Below are 18,082 nucleotides of genomic sequence, written 5' to 3'. Positions count from 1 at the left end.
ACTTCCTGACATCATTAGAGGAAGCCAAGGATTATGCCCTGAATCAGTTTGGTGTCGCCCTGGAAGCGTGGAAAGAGACTTCCTCGCCGTGGAAGGGATGGTCTTCCCAGCAATAGCCCAGCAGTGGCTCGGGTGTAACGCGATGCACGCGCCCAGCAGTAGCTCGCATGGGCACGCGCTCGGCTCTAGCCCGTGTGAGGGCTGAGTTCGCGGGTGCCGAGTGCGTTTCGGTCTAGGGCCTGTGGCCCGCCCCAACGGTTTCCAAGGGTTACCTTGACCACATGAGCGAAACACGCAAAGCCAACGTTGAGGGCGCCGCGTACTTCATCGCACTTACACGTAGCAAAAGAGCTTAGCGCTGGTGTGGGGGAGTGGTGTGATCCCGTGGTTGTGTGGTTGACAGGCTCTTGAGGCGGCCGCTCTTCAGTTCCCAGCACGATCTCGGGTGTGGCGCGTGGGCTCGCGCTCGGCTCTAGCCCGTGCGAGGGGTGAGCTTGCGGGTGCCGAGTTCGGTTCGGTCCAGGGCGTGCCGCCCGCCTCGGAATGTCACGGCAACCACCTGGTCAGCGCTGCAATGCGCGATGGGCTCTCGAACAAGGCCCTCGGTAGCGCACCGCCAACGCCACTATTTGCACGTCGAGTGGTTTAAGAAGCACTGCGCCTGATAAAAGAGGTACGCAGGGCGGTCCAAGAAGGTCACTGCCTCATCCCACAAGCACCACGCCCTCGCCAAAAAGCTCTTCGGGGCGTCCAAGAAGACCTCCGCGTGTCAAAAGGTGCACTTCGGAGCTTCAAAGAAGCACGGAGACTCGTTCAAGAAACTCTCCGCCTGACAAAAGATGTTCTCCGTGCCATCCGAGAAGCTCATCGGCCTGTTCTAGAGGCCGTTGGCCTGAAGAACGGTCATCAACTCACCAGTCCCCGGCTCACCCCGTCACTAACGCCGACCTCTCCGATGTGGCCGGCCAGATCAAGGTGGACTGGGACGTGGTGTGCGGTGCGCACGGGTACGAGGTGGAGCGCAACGATGTGGATCCGATGGACCACAACGGTTGGAATACCCTGGACACGGCGAGCCCGAGCAAGTACCTGCACGAGGGGTTGGCCAGCGGCAGCACCCACTGTTACCGGGTGCGCGCCAAGGGGCACGGCAGGTGCCAGCGAGTGGAGCGCCCCGGCCAAGGCCATGGCAGGGTGAGGTGGATGGTGGTGGGTGAACGGCCCGTCCGGAGCGATCCGGGCGGGGTTCTGCTTTTGGCGCCAAAGGGATGTTTTGCCGGATCCATTCCCCGTCTATATTTGCCGCCCCTTACAGAAAAAGACGCGCATGCTCATCATCCCGGTCAAGGAAGGCGAGGCCATCGACAAGGCCCTCAAGAAGTTCAAGAAGAAGTACGAGAAGACCGGTGTGCTGCGCGCGCTCCGCAAGCGCAAGGCCTACACCAAGCCCAGCGTTAGCCGCCGCAAGGAGGTGCTGCACGCGGTGTACAAGAACGATATGTTCCGCAGCGAGGAGTAATTCCTTGTTCGCAAGTCCCGTTGAAGGGGGCAGGACCGGTGAGGTTCTGCCCCCTTCTTTGTTCTGATGCTCCTTGATCGCTTTCTGGAACACTTGGCCTATGAAAAACGGGCCAGTCCCCATACCGTGGCGGCTTATCAGCGCGACCTGGCGCAATTGGGGGCCTTCCTGAAGGAACGCACCGGCAAGGAAGGGGTGGAGCAAGCAGATGACCGGGCCGTGCGCGCCTGGATGATGCAATTGCTGGAGCGCGGCGACGGCCCCCGCACCGTGAACCGCAAGCTGAGCGCCGTGCGCGCCTTCTTCCGGTTCGCCCGCACCGTGGGCAGCGTCACCGCCGATCCCACTGCCCTCATTGAAGCCCCCAAAGTCCCTAAGCGCCTACCCGAGTACGTGGAAGAGCGTGGTATGCAGCACGTCTTCGACGGCGACCCGGCACAACTGAGCTTCAAGGGATTGACGGACCGCACTGTGTTGGAGCTGCTCTACGGCACCGGCATGCGCTTGGCCGAGCTGCTCGGTCTGCGCCCCAACGATGCCGACCTGGCCGCCCGCACGCTGCGGGTGCTGGGCAAGCGCAACAAGGAGCGCATCCTACCGCTGAGCGACCGTTTGGTGGAGGTGCTGCGGGTGTACAATGCAGCACGGGAACAGGTGTTGGGCGGCCAACGCACCGACCTCCCGATCTTGGTTAACGAGGAAGGCAAACCCTTGCCGAGGAGAAGCGTACAACGATCCGTTCAACGTTATCTTAGCCGGGTGACCTCCCAGCCCAAACGGAGCCCCCACGTTTTGCGACACACCTTCGCCACGCACCTCCTCAACAACGGCGCCGACCTGAACGCCGTGAAGGAATTGCTGGGCCACGCCAACCTGGCCGCCACGCAGGTGTACACGCACAATACGGTGGAGAAGCTCCGTTCGGCGCACCGGAAGGCGCATCCGCGAGGAGGCGAGTGAACTCTAACCAACCAAACTTTCCCGTCATGAACGTGCAAGTCCAATCCATCCACTTCGACGCCGACACCAAGCTCATCAGCTTCATCCAGGACAAACTGGGCAAGCTCACCACCTTCCACGACCGCATCATCAACGCCGAGGTGTTCCTTCGGCTGGACAAGGACACCGCCAAGCGGGAGAACAAGGTGGTGGAGGTGCGCATGGGGGTGCCGGGCAAAGACCTCTTCAGCCAACGCCGCAGTAAGAGCTTCGAGGAAGCCATTGACCAGGCCGCCGAGGCCATCCGCCGCCAAATGGAGCGCGTGAAGCCCACCAACCTGCGCCAAGCTTCGTAAGCCCACCGCGACTTTCGGACGCCTGCCGGGGGCCAAGGAGAAAAACCTTGGCCCCCGGTGTTTGGTGGTAACCCCAAGGCTGCTACATTTGCAGTCCTTTTTCCGGAGGAGTGCCCCGGAAAGGGGGTTGTGGTTCTTTCTCTTGCTGTACCTGCCAATGTAGCTCAGCCGGCTAGAGCAGCTGATTTGTAATCAGCAGGTCGTGGGTTCGAGTCCCTCCATTGGCTCCTTGCGCCTGCCTCTTGCAGGCAGGCCGACCGACGGGGAGATACCCAAGTGGCCAACGGGGACAGACTGTAAATCTGTTGCGGCAACGCTTCACAGGTTCGAATCCTGTTCTCCCCACCACAAGGAGCCGAGAGAGAGGCCCGACCCGGCCGGCGGAGCATCGTGAAACTTGCGGGAGTAGCTCAGTTGGTAGAGCATCAGCCTTCCAAGCTGAATGTCGCGGGTTCGAATCTCGTCTCCCGCTCTCGTCCACCGGGTCCCGAAAGGGTGAAGGGGGATCGCAAGTGGCCAACACCATCGCTTCCAGGTGGTGAGGGCCGGAAAGAAGAAAGAAGGAAGGATCGGCCTTTGTAGCTCAGGGGTAGAGCACTTCCTTGGTAAGGAAGAGGTCCCGGGTTCAATTCCCGGCAAAGGCTCCACGGAACAGGCAGAAAGCCCATCCCTCTCACGCGGGATGGCGGTACAGCGAAGAAGGACCACAGCACGTAGGCACCACAACAGCAGAACAACCACAACGCAGTCCCCACCGGGGAAGAAACAACGACGAGGACCATGGCAAAGGAGACTTTCAAAAGGGACAAACCCCACGTCAACATCGGCACCATCGGCCACGTTGACCACGGCAAGACCACGCTGACCGCCGCCATCACCACCGTGCTGGCAGCAAAGGGCCTCAGCGAGGTGCGCAGCTTCGATTCCATCGACAACGCTCCCGAGGAGAAGGAGCGCGGTATCACCATCAACACCGCGCACGTGGAATACATGACGGCCAACCGTCACTACGCGCACGTTGACTGCCCCGGCCACGCTGACTATGTGAAGAACATGGTGACGGGTGCCGCCCAGATGGACGGTGCCATCCTGGTGGTTGCCGCCACCGACGGCCCCATGCCCCAGACCCGTGAGCACATCCTGCTCGGCCGCCAGGTAGGCGTGCCCCGCATCGTGGTGTTCATGAACAAAGTGGACAGCGTGGATGACGTGGAACTCCTCGATCTCGTTGAGATGGAGATCCGCGAACTCCTCACCTTCTACAAGTACGACGGCGACAACACCCCGGTGATCCGTGGCAGCGCCCTCGGCGGCCTGAACGGCGAAGCCAAGTGGGTGGACACCATCATGCAACTGATGGATGCCGTTGACAACTGGATCGAGCTCCCGGTGCGTGCTGTGGACAAGCCGTTCCTGATGAGCGTGGAGGACGTGTTCTCCATCACCGGTCGCGGTACCGTTGCTACGGGCCGTATCGAAGCGGGTGTGATCAACACCGGCGACGAAGTGGACATCATCGGTATGATGAGCGAGAAGCTGAAGAGCACCTGCACGGGTGTGGAGATGTTCCGTAAGATCCTGGACCGCGGTGAGGCCGGCGACAACGTCGGTATCCTCCTGCGCGGTATCGAAAAAGACCAGATCCGCCGCGGTATGGTGATCGCCAAGCCGGGCAGCATCACCCCGCACTTGAACTTCAAAGCCGAGATCTACGTGCTGAAGAAAGAGGAAGGTGGCCGCCACACGCCCTTCCACAACAAGTACCGCCCGCAGTTCTACTTCCGCACCACCGACGTTACCGGCGAGATCAACCTCGAGGCCGGTCGCGAAATGGTGATGCCGGGCGACAACGTGACCATCACGGTGAACCTGATCCAGCCGATCGCCATGGACAAAGGCCTCCGCTTCGCTATCCGCGAAGGTGGCCGTACCGTGGGCGCAGGCCAGGTGACGGAGATCATCAAGTAAGACAGCAACTGTGGCAAGGGGGCTTCCGGCAACGGAAGCCCCCGCGCCGCTGAACGAAACCAAACGGATACACGGGTGTAGCTCAATTGGTAGAGCGAAGGTCTCCAAAACCTTAGGCTGCGGGTTCGATTCCTGCCACCCGTGCCAAGCACCGAACAGCCCCCAACGACAGTGGCCAACTTCAGAGCATATCTCCAGGAGTCCTACAACGAGCTCGTCAACAAGGTGAGCTGGCCCACGTGGAAGGAACTGCAAGGCAGCGCCATCGTGGTGCTGGTGAGCGCATTGATCCTGGCCATCGTGGTCTTCATCATGGACTACGTGTTCGGGGCCCAGAACATGGCGGTGGGCGAGGACGGTTTTTGGAAAGGCATGGTCGGGTTCCTCTATTCCATCTTCCGCTGATCCATGGCCGAGGTAGCAACCAAGAAGTGGTACGTGGTCCGCGCCATCTCCGGTAAGGAGAAGAAGGTGAAGGAGACCATTGAGCTGGAGGTGAAACGCTCAAAGGTGATGGGCGGCTACATCAGCCAGGTGCTCATCCCCATGGAGAAGTTCTACCAGATCCGGGACGGCAAGAAGACGAGCAAGGAGCGCAACCTCTACCCGGGTTATGTGCTCATCGAGGCGGACCTCACCGGCGAGATCGCCCACGCGCTGAAGCAATTGCCCAACGTGATCGGCTTTCTCGGCGGCGAGAAGGGCGGTGATCCAGTGCCCTTGCGCATGACCGAGGTGAACAAGATCCTGGGCAAGATGGACGAGCTGGCGGAATCGACCGAGTCCATCAGCATTCCGTACCACGTGGGTGAAGGCGTGAAGGTGATCGATGGGCCCTTCAACGGGTTCAACGGTGTTATTGAGGAGATCAATGAGGAGAAGAAGAAACTGAAAGTGATGGTGAAGATCTTCGGGCGTAAGACCCCGCTGGAACTGAGCTTCATGCAAGTGGAAAAAGAATCGTAGGGCCGCGCTCGCGCAGCAACACGATGGATCGATAGAGAAAGGAAACCCGTCCGAGCCCTGACCAAGGGCGTTTGAGGACACAAATTGACAGCAATGGCAAAGGAAGTAGGGGCTCTGGTGAAGCTCCAAGTAAAAGGCGGGGCCGCGAACCCCGCACCGCCGATCGGCCCCGCATTGGGTGCCAAGGGCGTCAACATCATGGAGTTCTGCAAGCAGTTCAATGCTCGCACGCAGGACAAGGCAGGCAAGGTCCTCCCCGTGGTGATCACCGTCTACACCGATAAGTCGTTCGACTTCATCATCAAGACGCCGCCCGCAGCGGTGCAGATCATCGATGCCGCCAAGATCAAAGGCGGTAGCGGCGTTCCCAACAGCAAGAAGGTGGGCAGCATCAACTGGGAGCAGGTGAAAGCCATCGCCCAGGACAAGATGCCCGACCTGAACTGTTTCACCATCGAGAGCGCCATGCGCATGGTGGCCGGTACGGCCCGCAGCATGGGCGTAACGGTGACAGGAGCCAATCCATTTGAAAACGCATAAGCCATGGCTACCCTGAGCAAGAAGCGCAAGGCCGCAATGGCCAAGTTCGATACCACGAAGAGCTACAACCTCGCCGAGGCCACCAGCATCGTGAAGCAAGTGAGCACGACCAAGTTCGACGCCACGGTGGACATTGCCGTGCGTTTGGGCGTGGACCCCAAGAAGAGCACCGAAATGGTGCGTGGAACCGTGAGCCTGCCCCACGGTACTGGCCGCACGGTCAACGTGCTTGTGCTGGCCGATCCCGCCAAGTGCGAGGAGGCCCTTGCCGCCGGTGCCGACATGGCCGGTCTGGACGAGTACGTGGAGAAGATCAAAGGCGGCTGGACGAACGTGGATGTGATCATCTGCACGCCTGCTGTGATGGCCAAAGTGGGTGCCCTGGGCCGTGTGCTCGGTCCCCGCGGCCTGATGCCCAACCCCAAGACCGGTACCGTGACCATGGACGTGGCCAAGGCCGTGAAAGAGGTGAAGGCCGGTAAGATCGACTTCAAGGTGGACAAGGCCGGTATCATCCACGCGGTGATCGGCAAGGCCAGCTTCGATGCGCAGAAGTTGAGCGAGAACGCCAATGAGCTGCTGCAAACCCTGCTGAAGCTGAAGCCCAGCACCAGCAAGGGCGTGTACATCAAGAGCATCTGCATCAGCAGCACCATGAGCCCAGGTGTGCACGTTGATGCCCGCACCGTAATGAACTGATAGAGCACCGAGCCATGACACGCACAGAGAAAGACAACATGATCAACGAGCTCGTTGGCGAGCTCCGCGAGGCGAACGTGTTCTACCTCACCGACAGTTCGGCCCTCACCGCCGACCAGACCAGCAACCTGCGCCGCGCCATGTTCAACGGCGGCATCCGCATGCGCGTGGTGAAGAACACGCTGTTGCGCAAGGCCCTGGAGAAGATCGAAGGCAAGGACTACAGCGAGCTGTTCCCCACACTGGCCGGTCAAACGGCGCTGCTCTTCGCACAGAAGGGCAATGCCCCCGCCAAGATCATCAGCGACTTCCGCAAGAAGCACAAGAAGCCCTTGCTGAAGAGCGCATACATCGATGAGGCCATCTTCGTCGGCGACGACCAACTGGCCGTGCTCACCAAGCTGAAAGGCAAGGAAGAGCTCATCGGCGACATCATCGCTATCCTCCAGAGCCCGATCCAGAACGTCCTCAGCGCCCTGCAAGGCGGTGGTGGGCACAAGGTGGCCGGCCTGGTAAAAGCATTGGAAGAGCGCGCGGCGAAAGCCTGACGCGCCTCCGAAAGACGTTACGCACTTCCACACAAGAACTCTCAACAACCCGAAGACAATGGCAGACGTGAAATCACTGGGCGACACCCTCGTGGGCCTCACCGTGAAAGAGGTGAGCGAACTCGCTCAATACCTGAAGGATACCTATGGCATCGAGCCCGCTGCTGCAGCTGTTGCTGTTGCTGCCGCTGGTGGTGCAGGTGGTGGCGAAGCCGCCGCTGCGAAGACCAGCTTCGATGTGGTGCTCAAGGCCGGCGGAGCCAACAAGCTCGCCGTGGTGAAGCTCGTGAAGGAGCTCACCGGCCTGGGCTTGAAAGAGGCGAAAGACCTCGTCGACGGTGCTCCGAAGCCGCTGAAGGAAGGCGTTTCCAAAGAGGAAGCCGAGAGCCTGAAGCAGCAACTGACGGAAGCCGGCGCCGAAGTTGAGGTTAAGTAAGAACCTCCGCTGCAAGCATTGAGCAGGCCGGGCCGCTGAAGGAGCGGTCCGTGCCTGCCTGCGGTGTTTTGTGCCGCACCCTGTCTCTCCTCCTTCAGTCAACCCCCGATCGCATCCATGGCCCAGGCGAAGACCATCAGCATCAAGAAGAACAAGCGCATCGATTTCGGGTCGAACAAGCTCTCCAAAGAGTACCCCGACTTCCTCGACATCCAACTGGAAAGCTTCGAGGATTTCTTCCAGATCGACACCCTGCCGGAGAACAGGTCCAATGAGGGTCTTTTCAAGACCTTCATGGAGAACTTCCCCATCACGGACACCCGCAATCAGTTCGTGCTGGAATTCCTTGACTACTTCATCGACCCGCCCCGGTACTCCATTGACGAGTGCATCGAGCGCGGTCTTACCTATAGCGTGCCCCTCAAGGCCAAACTGAAGCTCTATTGCACCGACCCTGAGCACGAGGACTTCGAGACCATTGTGCAGGACGTGTACCTGGGCCAGATCCCGTACATGACCCCCAAAGGCTCGTTCGTGGTGAACGGCGCCGAGCGCGTGGTCGTGAGCCAGCTGCACCGTTCCCCGGGCGTGTTCTTCGGCCAGAGCCGCCACGCCAACGGCACCAAATTGTACAGCGCCCGTGTCATCCCCTTCAAGGGTTCGTGGATCGAGTTCGCCACGGACATCAACGGGGTGATGTACGCCTACATCGACCGTAAGAAAAAGCTGCCCGTGACCACGCTGCTGCGTGCCATCGGGTTCGAGAGCGACAAGCAGATCCTGGAGATCTTCGGCTTGGCCGATGAGATCAAGGTGACCAAGGCCGCCATCAAGGAAAGCGTGGGCCGCAAGCTGGCCGCCCGCGTGCTGAAGACCTGGGTGGAGGACTTCGTGGACGAGGACACCGGAGAAGTGGTCTCGATCGAACGTAACGAAGTGCTCATCGACCGCGAGACCATCATCGAAGAGCACCATGTGGACCAGATCCTGGAAAGCGGTGCCAAGACGGTTATCCTGCACAAGAAGGAGATCAACGCCGCCGACTACGCGCTGATCTACAACACACTGCAGAAGGATACCTCCAACAGCGAGAAGGAAGCTGTGGAGGTGATCTACCGCCAGCTGCGCAATGCCGAGCCACCCGATATCGAGACCGCCCGTGGCGTGATCGACAAGCTGTTCTTCAGCGAGCAGCGCTACGACCTCGGTGAGGTGGGCCGCTACCGCATCAACAAGAAGCTGGGTCTGGAGAGCGAGCTTAGCGTGCGCGTACTCACGAAAGAGGACATCATCAGCATTATCAAGTTCCTGATCGAGCTGGTGAACGTGAAGGCCGATGTGGACGATATCGACCACCTGAGCAACCGCCGTGTGCGTACCGTGGGCGAGCAGTTGCACGCCCAGTTCGGCGTGGGCTTGGCCCGTATGGCCCGCACCATCCGTGAGCGTATGAACGTGCGCGACAACGAGGTGTTCACGCCTACCGATCTGATCAACGCCAAGACGCTGAGCTCGGTGATCAACTCGTTCTTCGGAACGAACCAGTTGAGCCAGTTCATGGACCAGACGAACCCGCTGGCCGAGATCACCCACAAGCGTCGTATGAGCGCACTCGGACCCGGTGGTCTGAGCCGTGAACGAGCAGGCTTCGAAGTCCGTGACGTGCACTACACGCACTACGGCCGCCTCTGCACCATCGAGACGCCTGAAGGACCGAACATCGGTCTGATCAGCTCGCTTTGCGTGTACAGCAAGATCAACAACCTGGGCTTCATCGAGACGCCCTACCGCCACGTGAAGGACGGTAAGGTGGACATGAAGAGCGATGTCATTTACCTCACCGCTGAGGAAGAAGACAACAAGATGATCGCGCAAGCGAACGCGATAGTGAAGGACGACGGCACGTTCGACGGCCACCGTGTGAAGGCCCGCCTCATGGGCGACTTCCCCGTGGTGGAGCCGAAAGAGCTGCACTTGATGGACGTTGCGCCGAACCAGATCGCTTCCATCGCCGCAAGCCTGATCCCCTTCCTTGAGCACAACGACGCGAACCGTGCGCTGATGGGCTCGAACATGATGCGCCAGGCCGTGCCGCTGCTGCGGCCCGAGAGCCCGATCGTGGGCACCGGCCTGGAAGAGCGCGTGGCCCGCGACAGCCGTGTGCTGCTAACCGCCGAAGGTGAAGGCACCGTGAAGCTTGTGGACGCCGACCGCATCGTGGTGGACTACAAGCGCACCGAGGAGGAGCGCACCGTAAGCTTCGATGGTGACGAGAAGGAGTACAAGCTCACCAAGTTCCTGAAGACCAACCAGAGCACCTGCATGAACCTGCGCCCTGTTGTGCGCAAGGGCGACAAGGTGACCGAGGGCCAGATCCTGTGCGAAGGCTACAGCACCCAGGACGGCGAGCTGGCCATCGGCCGCAACCTCGTGGTGGCTTTCATGCCGTGGAAGGGCAACAACTTCGAGGATGCCATCGTGATCAGCGAGCGCGTGAGCCGCGAGGACATCTTCACCTCCATCCACATCGACGAGTACACCATGGAGGTGCGCGACACCAAGCGCGGCCTCGAGGAACTCACGGCGGATATCCCGAACGTATCGGAGGACGCTACCAAAGACCTCGACGAGAACGGCCTGATCCGCATCGGTGCCGAGATCAACGAGGGCGACATCCTCATCGGCAAGATCACGCCGAAAGGGGAGACCGATCCGAGCCCTGAGGAGAAACTGCTCCGCGCCATCTTCGGTGACAAGGCCGGTGATGTGAAGGATGCTTCACTTAAAGCGCCCCCCAGCACCAAGGGCATCGTCATCGACAAGAAGCTCTTCAGCCGTGCCATCAAAGACAAGAAGAGCAAGGGCAACGAGAAGGAGATCATCGAGCGCATCGAGAAAGAAGAGTTCAAGGAGCTCAACGACCTGAAGGAGCTGCTGGTGGAGAAGCTGATGAAGCTCGTGGGCGGGCTCAGCAGCAACGGCATCTTCAACAAGTACAAGGAGGAGATGGTGAAGAAGGGGACCAAGTTCACGCAGAAGGTGCTGTTGGGCATCGACTACGTGACCGTGGACCCCACCGAATGGACGAGCGAGAAGAAGACCAACGAGCACGTCCGCCAGCTGATCCACAACTACAACATCCGGTATAGCGACGTGGGCGGTGCCTACAAGCGCAAGAAGTTCCAGGTGAGCATCGGCGACGAGCTGCCCGCTGGTATCGTGAAGCTTGCCAAGGTTTACGTGGCAGCGAAGCGCAAGCTGAGCATCGGTGACAAAATGGCCGGCCGCCACGGGAACAAGGGCATCGTTGCCCGCATCGTCCGCGATGCCGACATGCCTTATTTGGAGGATGGAACACCGGTGGACATCGTGCTCAACCCGCTGGGCGTACCGAGCCGTATGAACCTGGGCCAGATCTACGAGACCGTGCTCGGTTGGGCCGGTCTGAAGCTGGGCCGCAAATACGCCACCCCGATCTTCGATGGTGCGACCAACGACGAGATCAACCGCGAGACGGACGAGGCCGGTGTCCCCCGCAGCGGAAAGGTGCACCTCTACGACGGTGGCACCGGCGAGCGCTTCCACCAACCCGCGACCGTTGGCGTGATCTACATGATCAAGCTGGCGCACATGGTGGACGACAAGATGCACGCCCGCTCCATCGGGCCATACAGCCTCATCACCCAGCAGCCGCTCGGTGGTAAGGCCCAGTTCGGTGGTCAGCGTTTCGGTGAGATGGAAGTGTGGGCGCTGGAGGCCTTCGGTGCCGCCAACATCCTGCAGGAGATCCTCACCGTGAAGAGCGACGACGTCATGGGCCGCGCGAAGGCTTACGAAGCCATCGTGAAAGGCGAACCCATGCCGGCACCGGGCATCCCCGAATCCTTCAACGTGCTGCTGCACGAGCTCCGTGGCCTCAACCTGAACGTGAGCCTGGAGAACACCGAAAACGCCGTCAACTGATCGTTCAACAGCTGCCTGACATGAAGAAGGACATCAAGCTGAACAGCAACTTCAACAAGATCGTCATCAGCCTGGCGAGCCCGGAGCAGATCCTGGAGCGTAGCCATGGCGAAGTGATCAAGCCGGAAACGATCAACTACCGCACTTACAAGCCCGAACGCGATGGCTTGTTCTGCGAGCGGATCTTCGGACCGGTCAAGGATTTCGAATGCCACTGCGGCAAGTACAAGCGCATCCGCTACAAGGGGATCGTGTGCGACCGCTGCGGTGTGGAAGTGACGGAGAAGAAAGTGCGCCGCGAGCGCATGGGCCACATCAGCCTCACCGTTCCGGTGGCGCACATCTGGTACTTCCGTTCGCTCCCGAACAAGATCGGCTACCTGTTGGGCCTGCCCACCAAGAAGCTCGACCAGATCATCTACTACGAGCGTTACGTGGTGATCAGCGCCGGCCCCGGCACTGCCAAGAACAAGGAAGGTGCGCCCATCCAGTTCCTCGACTTCCTCACCGAAGAAGAATACCTGGACGCGCAGGAGCAGATCGGCCGCGACAACCAGCACTTGGATGACAGCGACCCGAACAAGTTCATCGCCCGCATGGGTGCTGAAGCCTTGAACGAACTGCTGCGCCGCCTGGACCTCGACAGCCTGAGCTACGACCTGCGCCACAAGGCCAACACCGAGACCAGCCAGCAGCGCAAGAACGAAGCGCTCAAGCGCCTCAACGTGGTTGAGGCCTTCCGCGATGCCAACAGCCGCCGCGAGAACAAGCCCGAATGGATGATCGTGAAGGTGGTGCCCGTGATCCCGCCCGAGCTGCGTCCACTGGTGCCCCTGGACGGTGGCCGCTTCGCGACGTCGGACCTGAACGACCTCTACCGCCGCGTGATCATCCGCAACAACCGCTTGAAGCGTTTGGTGGAGATCAAGGCCCCCGAGGTGATCCTGCGCAACGAGAAGCGCATGCTCCAGGAGGCCGTAGATAGCCTGTTCGACAACAGCCGCAAGAGCAGCGCCGTGAAGAGCGAGAGCAACCGCCCTTTGAAGTCACTGAGCGATTCGCTCAAGGGCAAGCAGGGCCGCTTCCGCCAGAACCTGCTCGGTAAGCGCGTGGACTACAGCGCGCGTTCCGTGATCGTGGTGGGTCCAGAACTGAAACTGCACGAGTGCGGTCTGCCCAAGGACATGGCCGCTGAACTCTTCAAGCCGTTCATCATCCGCAAGCTCATCGAGCGGGGGATCGTGAAGACGGTGAAGAGCGCCAAGAAGATCGTGGACAAGAAGGAGCCCGTGGTGTGGGACATCCTGGAAAGCGTGCTGAAGGGCCACCCCGTGCTCCTCAACCGCGCACCAACGCTGCACCGCCTCGGTATCCAGGCCTTCCAGCCCAAACTGATCGAAGGCAAGGCCATCCAGTTGCACCCGCTCGTTTGTACCGCGTTCAACGCTGACTTCGACGGTGACCAAATGGCCGTGCACGTGCCCCTGGGCCATGCCGCTATCCTGGAGGCTCAGCTTCTCATGCTCGCCAGCCACAACATCCTGAACCCTGCCAACGGTGCGCCCATCGCGGTACCGAGCCAGGACATGGTGCTTGGCCTGTACTACATCACCAAGGGCCGCAAGAGCGACGCCGAGCGCACCATGAAGGGCGAGGGCCGTACGTTCTACAGCCCAGAAGAGGTGACCATCGCCTACAACGAAGGCCAGGTGGACCTGCACGCTTGGGTGAAGGTGCGTTGGCACAACCCCAAGACCGGCAAGGGCGAGATCGTCGAGACCACCGTTGGCCGCGTGCTCTTCAACGAAGTGGTGCCCGACGAAGTGGGTTACATCAACGAGCTGCTCACCAAGAAAGCCCTGCGCGACATCATCGGCATGGTGCTGAAGGAGTGCGGCACGGCAAAGGCAGCGCAGTTCCTCGACGATATCAAGGAACTCGGCTTCAACATCGCCTTCAAGGGCGGTCTTTCCTTCAACCTGGACGACGTAGTTGTGCCTGCCGCGAAGGATGCACTGGTGAAGAAGGCGCAGGCCGAAGTGGACGAGGTGATGGGCAACTACAACATGGGCCTCATCACCAACAACGAACGCTACAACCAGGTCATCGACATCTGGACACACACCAACAGCCGTGTGACCAAAGCGTTGATGGACCATATCGCTTCCGACCGCCAGGGCTTCAACTCCATCTACATGATGATGGACAGTGGCGCACGTGGTAGCAAGGAGCAGATCCGCCAGCTCAGCGGCATGCGTGGCCTGATGGCCAAGCCGCAAAAGAGCGGTGGTGGCGGTGGCCAGGACATCATCGAGAACCCGATCCTCTCGAACTTCAAGGAGGGCCTGTCCATCCTGGAGTATTTCATCAGCACCCACGGTGCCCGTAAGGGTCTTGCGGATACCGCACTGAAGACCGCCGACGCCGGTTACCTGACCCGTCGTCTGGTGGACGTGGCGCAGGACGTGATCATCAACAACGAGGATTGCGGCACGCTCCGCGGTCTGGTGGCCACTGCGCTGAAGAAGAACGAGGAGATCGTGGAATCCCTGCACGACCGCATCCTCGGCCGTTGCGCGGTGCACGATGTATACCATCCGCAAACCGGCGCACTGCTGGTGAACAGCGGTGAGCAGATCACCGAGGACGTTGCCAAGGCCATTGCGGCGAGCCCCATCGAAGAGGTGGAGATCCGCAGCGTGCTTACCTGCGAGCAGAAGAAGGGCGTGTGCGTGAAGTGCTACGGCCGCAATCTCGCGACCGGGCGCATGGTGCACATCGGCGAGGCCGTGGGTGTCATAGCCGCGCAGTCCATCGGTGAACCAGGTACACAGCTCACACTGCGTACGTTCCACGTTGGTGGTGTGGCAGGCAAGATCACCGAGGAGAGCGAGGTGAAGGCCAAGTACGATGGCAAACTGGAGATCGACGAACTGCGCACGGTGAAGCGCAAGGACCGCAAAGGCGAGGACGCTGAAGTGGTCATCAGCCGCAGCACCGAAATGCGCATCGTGGACAACAACACGGGCATCGTGCTCACCACGAGCGTGATCCCGTACGGCGCATTCCTCTACACGAGGAACGGCCAGAACGTGAAGAAGGGCGACGTCATCTGCACATGGGACGCCTACAACGCGGTGATCATCAGCGAACTCACGGGTAAGCTGGAGTTCGAGAGCATCGAGGAGAGCGTTACTTACCGCGAAGAAATCGACGAGCAAACGGGCTTCACCGAGAAGGTGATCGTGGAAAGCCGCGACAAGCGGAAGAACCCGACCATCAAGATCATGGACGTGAAGAGCAAGGAAGAGCTGAAGAGCTACTCCCTGCCCGTTGGCGCCCACATCATGGTGAAGGAGGGCGACAAAGTGGAGGCCGGCGACGTGCTGGTGAAGATCCCGCGCATGAGCGGCAAAGGCGGTGACATCACCGGTGGTCTGCCCCGCGTAACGGAGCTCTTCGAAGCCCGTAACCCGAGCAACCCGGCCGTGGTGAGCGAGATCGACGGTATCGTGTCATACGGCAAGATCAAGCGCGGTAACCGCGAGATCAACGTGGAGAGCCGCACCGGCGAGCGCAAGACCTACTTGGTGCCCTTGAGCAAGCACATCCTGGTGCAGGAGAACGACTTCATCAAGGCAGGCGCTCCGCTGAGCGACGGCAGCATCAGCCCCATGGACATCCTGGACATCCAAGGCCCCACCCGCGTGCAGGAGTACCTGGTGGACGAGGTGCAGGAGGTGTACCGCATGCAGGGCGTGAAGATCAACGACAAGCACTTCGAGGTGATCGTGCGCCAGATGATGCGCAAGGTGGAGATCGAGGATCCCGGAGACACCCGCTTCTTGGAGCGCCAGAGCGTGAACAAGACGGAATTCATGTCCGAGAACGACGCCATCTACGAGAAGATGGTGGTGACGAACGCCGGCGACAGCGCCACGATGAAGGAGGGCCAGATGGTGACCGCGCGCAAGCTACGCGACGAGAACAGTGCCCTGAAGCGCAAGGATGCCAAACCGGTTGAGGCCCGCCATGCGAAGCCCGCAACGGCCCGCATCATGCTACAGGGTATCACCCGCGCATCGCTGCAAACGGAGAGCTTCATCAGCGCTGCGTCGTTCCAAGAGACGACCAAGGTGCTGAACGAGGCTGCTGTGAGCGCGAAGGAGGACTTCCTGCTCGGCCTGAAGGAGAACGTGATCGTTGGTCACCTCATCCCTGCGGGTACCGGCACGCGCCGCTTCCAGAAGAACATCGTAGGCAACAAGGACGACCTTGCTGCCATGGAGGCCCGCACCGAGATGACCGAAGCCTGATCCCGAAGGATCGGGATGAAGACACCTGAGCAATGGACGCGAACGAAAAACCGAAAGGCAACCAGCTGAACATCGAGATCAGCGAGGAGGTGGCCGATGGCATCTACAGCAACCTGGCCATCATCACCCACAGCAACTCGGAGTTCGTACTGGACTTCATCCGGGTGATGCCCGGTGTGCCCAAGGCCAAGGTGCGTTCGCGCATCCTGCTCACGCCCCAGCACGCCAAGCGGCTCATGCGCGCACTGGCCGACAACATCGGCAAGTACGAGCAGACGCACGGCGCCATCAAGGACACGGAAATGCCGCAGATCCCGATGAACTTCGGGGGACCGGCTGCCCAGGCCTGAGCATTACTCAACTACGCAACGAAGCCCCCTGACTTGTCGGGGGGCTTCGGCGTTTCATGGGAGGTTGTTTCTGGTTCGGCCGACCAGCCACCAAGCGGTGCTGAGCAAAAGGGCGAGCAAGGCGATAGCAATTGGCCAAAGCACCATCGGTGACTCTTTTAATGCAAGGAAGGGCCCGAAAGCGCGATCAAGTATGCGGTCATAGAAGCTCGGCGGAGGATCGTAGTCGTATCCACAGAAGCTTAGGTCGTGCTCAATAACGCCGAAGGCTTCGGCAGGATCGGAGATTGCTGCGGCCTGTAGGTAGAACGCCGTGATGTCTTGTTCGTCAACCATCCAGGCTCTGATCGAATCGTATTCTAGGATGTCCACTGCCGCGATCACCGTCTCCCATTTGATGTTTCGCGCCAGCGTGACGTGCAAGCCATTGACTGTGTCCTGCTTCCTTACAAGGTCTCGTGCGTGGCGGTCGAACTCATCTAGCATAGCTCGGCTCTCTCCGAGCCCGCCAGAGAAGTGCAGTTCGATCCAATTGCGTTCCGGAAGGTTCCATCTCCCGGGCATTTGTGCTGAGTCCTCCTTGGTGGCGGCCTCCGTCGGAAAGGTCATCTGTATGCACCGCTCCTCGACCCAGACCTCCTTGCTGTTCAAGAACCACATCAGCGAAGGCGCAAGCACGACAAGGCTCAAGAGACCGGGCACATAAAACAAGCGGCGCATGGTTGTGGAACGCGGTTTCATAGGTGCTTCTTGCCGTCAATCCCCCTGCACCACTGACCCGCTTCCCGTATCCTCTATGAAGACACCGAACGTGGGCGTGCTGTAGTAGTGGATGTCGCCGGCATCGCGCACGGCTGCGTAGAGCACATCGGTGGGCGCCGTGCGGAAGTCGCCGCTGCCGCTGTTGTTGCAATGGCTTTCGCGACTGGGCTGGTTGCGCGCGTCGATGTGCCCGTAGCCGCTGGAGTACAGGTAGAGCACATCGGCCGAGCCGGTGGCCACCACGTTGCCTGGACCGGTGTGCAGGCCATACCAAATGGTGTCGGCGGTAACGTTCAGGTTCAGCGTGCCGCTGCCTTGGCGTTGCTCCACCCGGAAGGTCGGCACGTTGAGCATGTTCTTGCAGCGCACATCGCCGCTGCCGGTGAAGGTGACCTGCCGGAGTTCCTTGCAGTGCACGTGCACGGTGACGCGTTGCTCAAGGTTGCGCACCCAGTTGCACGTCATGTTGCTGTTGATCGTGAGCACGCCTCCGCTGATGCTCGTCTCCGTCTGCCCGAGCAGGTTGCGGCCGCCCTCCACCACGATGCTGTTCACGCTGTCCTGCGTCAGCAGCACGTCCACCTTCGCGCCTAGTTCGATGGTGTGGAAATCGCTCACCTCACGCTCCTGCTGAACGGTGGGGCCTGTGCTGGTGATACAATCATCCCATTGGTCATCGGCGCACGCAACGAGCGCGCACAGACCGAGGAGTTTCAGCAT

At 60.4% G+C, this 18,082-nt stretch carries 15 protein-coding genes and 5 tRNA genes; 18 read left to right on the top strand and 2 right to left on the bottom strand.

Annotated features, from left to right (window positions below; genetic code table 11):
- Window positions 1-1,327: 1,327 nt before the first annotated feature.
- From IPJ76_03040 to IPJ76_02955, 18 genes are all read left to right on the top strand, one after another.
- Window positions 1,328-1,519: a 30S ribosomal protein S21 gene (locus tag IPJ76_03040; protein ID QQR87213.1), complete on the top strand. Its 192-nt coding sequence runs from the start codon at window positions 1,328-1,330 to the stop codon at window positions 1,517-1,519.
- A gap of 66 nt (window positions 1,520-1,585) precedes the next feature.
- Window positions 1,586-2,479 (top strand): tyrosine-type recombinase/integrase, encoded by an 894-nt coding sequence (locus IPJ76_03035; GenBank protein QQR87212.1) that lies wholly within the window; start codon window positions 1,586-1,588, stop codon window positions 2,477-2,479.
- Window positions 2,480-2,505: 26 nt separating this feature from the next.
- Window positions 2,506-2,814, top strand: coding sequence for a ribosome-associated translation inhibitor RaiA (gene raiA, locus IPJ76_03030; GenBank protein QQR87211.1), 309 nt, complete (start codon window positions 2,506-2,508; stop codon window positions 2,812-2,814).
- Between the two features lie 153 nt (window positions 2,815-2,967).
- Window positions 2,968-3,041, top strand: a tRNA-Thr gene (locus IPJ76_03025).
- A gap of 35 nt (window positions 3,042-3,076) precedes the next feature.
- A tRNA-Tyr gene (locus IPJ76_03020) sits at window positions 3,077-3,162 on the top strand.
- A 51-nt stretch (window positions 3,163-3,213) separates the two neighbouring features.
- Window positions 3,214-3,286 (top strand) — tRNA-Gly (locus IPJ76_03015).
- A 100-nt stretch (window positions 3,287-3,386) separates the two neighbouring features.
- Window positions 3,387-3,461: transfer RNA gene (locus IPJ76_03010), tRNA-Thr, on the top strand.
- Between the two features lie 133 nt (window positions 3,462-3,594).
- Entirely contained in the window at window positions 3,595-4,782 is a 1,188-nt protein-coding gene (gene tuf / locus IPJ76_03005) for an elongation factor Tu (protein QQR87210.1), read from the top strand.
- A 71-nt stretch (window positions 4,783-4,853) separates the two neighbouring features.
- A tRNA-Trp gene (locus tag IPJ76_03000) sits at window positions 4,854-4,929 on the top strand.
- A gap of 24 nt (window positions 4,930-4,953) precedes the next feature.
- Window positions 4,954-5,187, top strand: a complete 234-nt coding sequence (gene secE, locus IPJ76_02995; GenBank protein QQR88384.1) for a preprotein translocase subunit SecE — start codon at window positions 4,954-4,956, stop codon at window positions 5,185-5,187.
- 3 nt (window positions 5,188-5,190) lie between these two features.
- Window positions 5,191-5,748 carry a transcription termination/antitermination factor NusG gene (gene nusG, locus IPJ76_02990; protein ID QQR87209.1) on the top strand — a complete coding sequence of 186 codons (558 nt, stop codon included), beginning with the start codon at window positions 5,191-5,193 and terminating at the stop codon, window positions 5,746-5,748.
- Window positions 5,749-5,841: 93 nt separating this feature from the next.
- The gene (gene rplK / locus IPJ76_02985; GenBank protein QQR87208.1) at window positions 5,842-6,288 is read left to right on the top strand and encodes a 50S ribosomal protein L11; all 447 of its coding nucleotides are present in this window, start codon (window positions 5,842-5,844) and stop codon (window positions 6,286-6,288) included.
- A gap of 3 nt (window positions 6,289-6,291) precedes the next feature.
- The gene (locus IPJ76_02980) at window positions 6,292-6,987 is read left to right on the top strand and encodes a 50S ribosomal protein L1 (GenBank protein QQR87207.1); all 696 of its coding nucleotides are present in this window, start codon (window positions 6,292-6,294) and stop codon (window positions 6,985-6,987) included.
- Between the two features lie 14 nt (window positions 6,988-7,001).
- A complete protein-coding gene (locus tag IPJ76_02975; GenBank protein ID QQR87206.1) occupies window positions 7,002-7,535 on the top strand; it encodes a 50S ribosomal protein L10 in 534 nt (177 codons plus the stop codon).
- A gap of 58 nt (window positions 7,536-7,593) precedes the next feature.
- Window positions 7,594-7,971 (top strand): 50S ribosomal protein L7/L12, encoded by a 378-nt coding sequence (gene rplL / locus IPJ76_02970; GenBank protein ID QQR87205.1) that lies wholly within the window; start codon window positions 7,594-7,596, stop codon window positions 7,969-7,971.
- Between the two features lie 135 nt (window positions 7,972-8,106).
- Window positions 8,107-11,934: a DNA-directed RNA polymerase subunit beta gene (rpoB, locus tag IPJ76_02965; protein QQR88383.1), complete on the top strand. Its 3,828-nt coding sequence runs from the start codon at window positions 8,107-8,109 to the stop codon at window positions 11,932-11,934.
- A gap of 20 nt (window positions 11,935-11,954) precedes the next feature.
- The gene (gene rpoC, locus IPJ76_02960; protein ID QQR87204.1) at window positions 11,955-16,250 is read left to right on the top strand and encodes a DNA-directed RNA polymerase subunit beta'; all 4,296 of its coding nucleotides are present in this window, start codon (window positions 11,955-11,957) and stop codon (window positions 16,248-16,250) included.
- A gap of 32 nt (window positions 16,251-16,282) precedes the next feature.
- Entirely contained in the window at window positions 16,283-16,600 is a 318-nt protein-coding gene (locus IPJ76_02955) for a DUF3467 domain-containing protein (protein QQR87203.1), read from the top strand.
- Between the two features lie 54 nt (window positions 16,601-16,654).
- Here IPJ76_02955 and IPJ76_02950 read toward each other — a convergent pair whose 3' ends face one another.
- Window positions 16,655-17,320 (bottom strand): hypothetical protein, encoded by a 666-nt coding sequence (locus IPJ76_02950; protein ID QQR87202.1) that lies wholly within the window; start codon window positions 17,318-17,320, stop codon window positions 16,655-16,657.
- Between the two features lie 36 nt (window positions 17,321-17,356).
- Window positions 17,357-18,082 carry a DUF2807 domain-containing protein gene (locus IPJ76_02945; protein QQR87201.1) on the bottom strand — a complete coding sequence of 242 codons (726 nt, stop codon included), beginning with the start codon at window positions 18,080-18,082 and terminating at the stop codon, window positions 17,357-17,359.

It is taken from the genome of Flavobacteriales bacterium (genome assembly GCA_016699575.1).
GTDB lineage: Bacteria > Bacteroidota > Bacteroidia > Flavobacteriales_F > PHOS-HE28 > PHOS-HE28.
The sequence above is the reverse complement of the archived record's forward strand: the minus strand, read 5'-3'. Positions and strand labels throughout refer to the sequence as shown.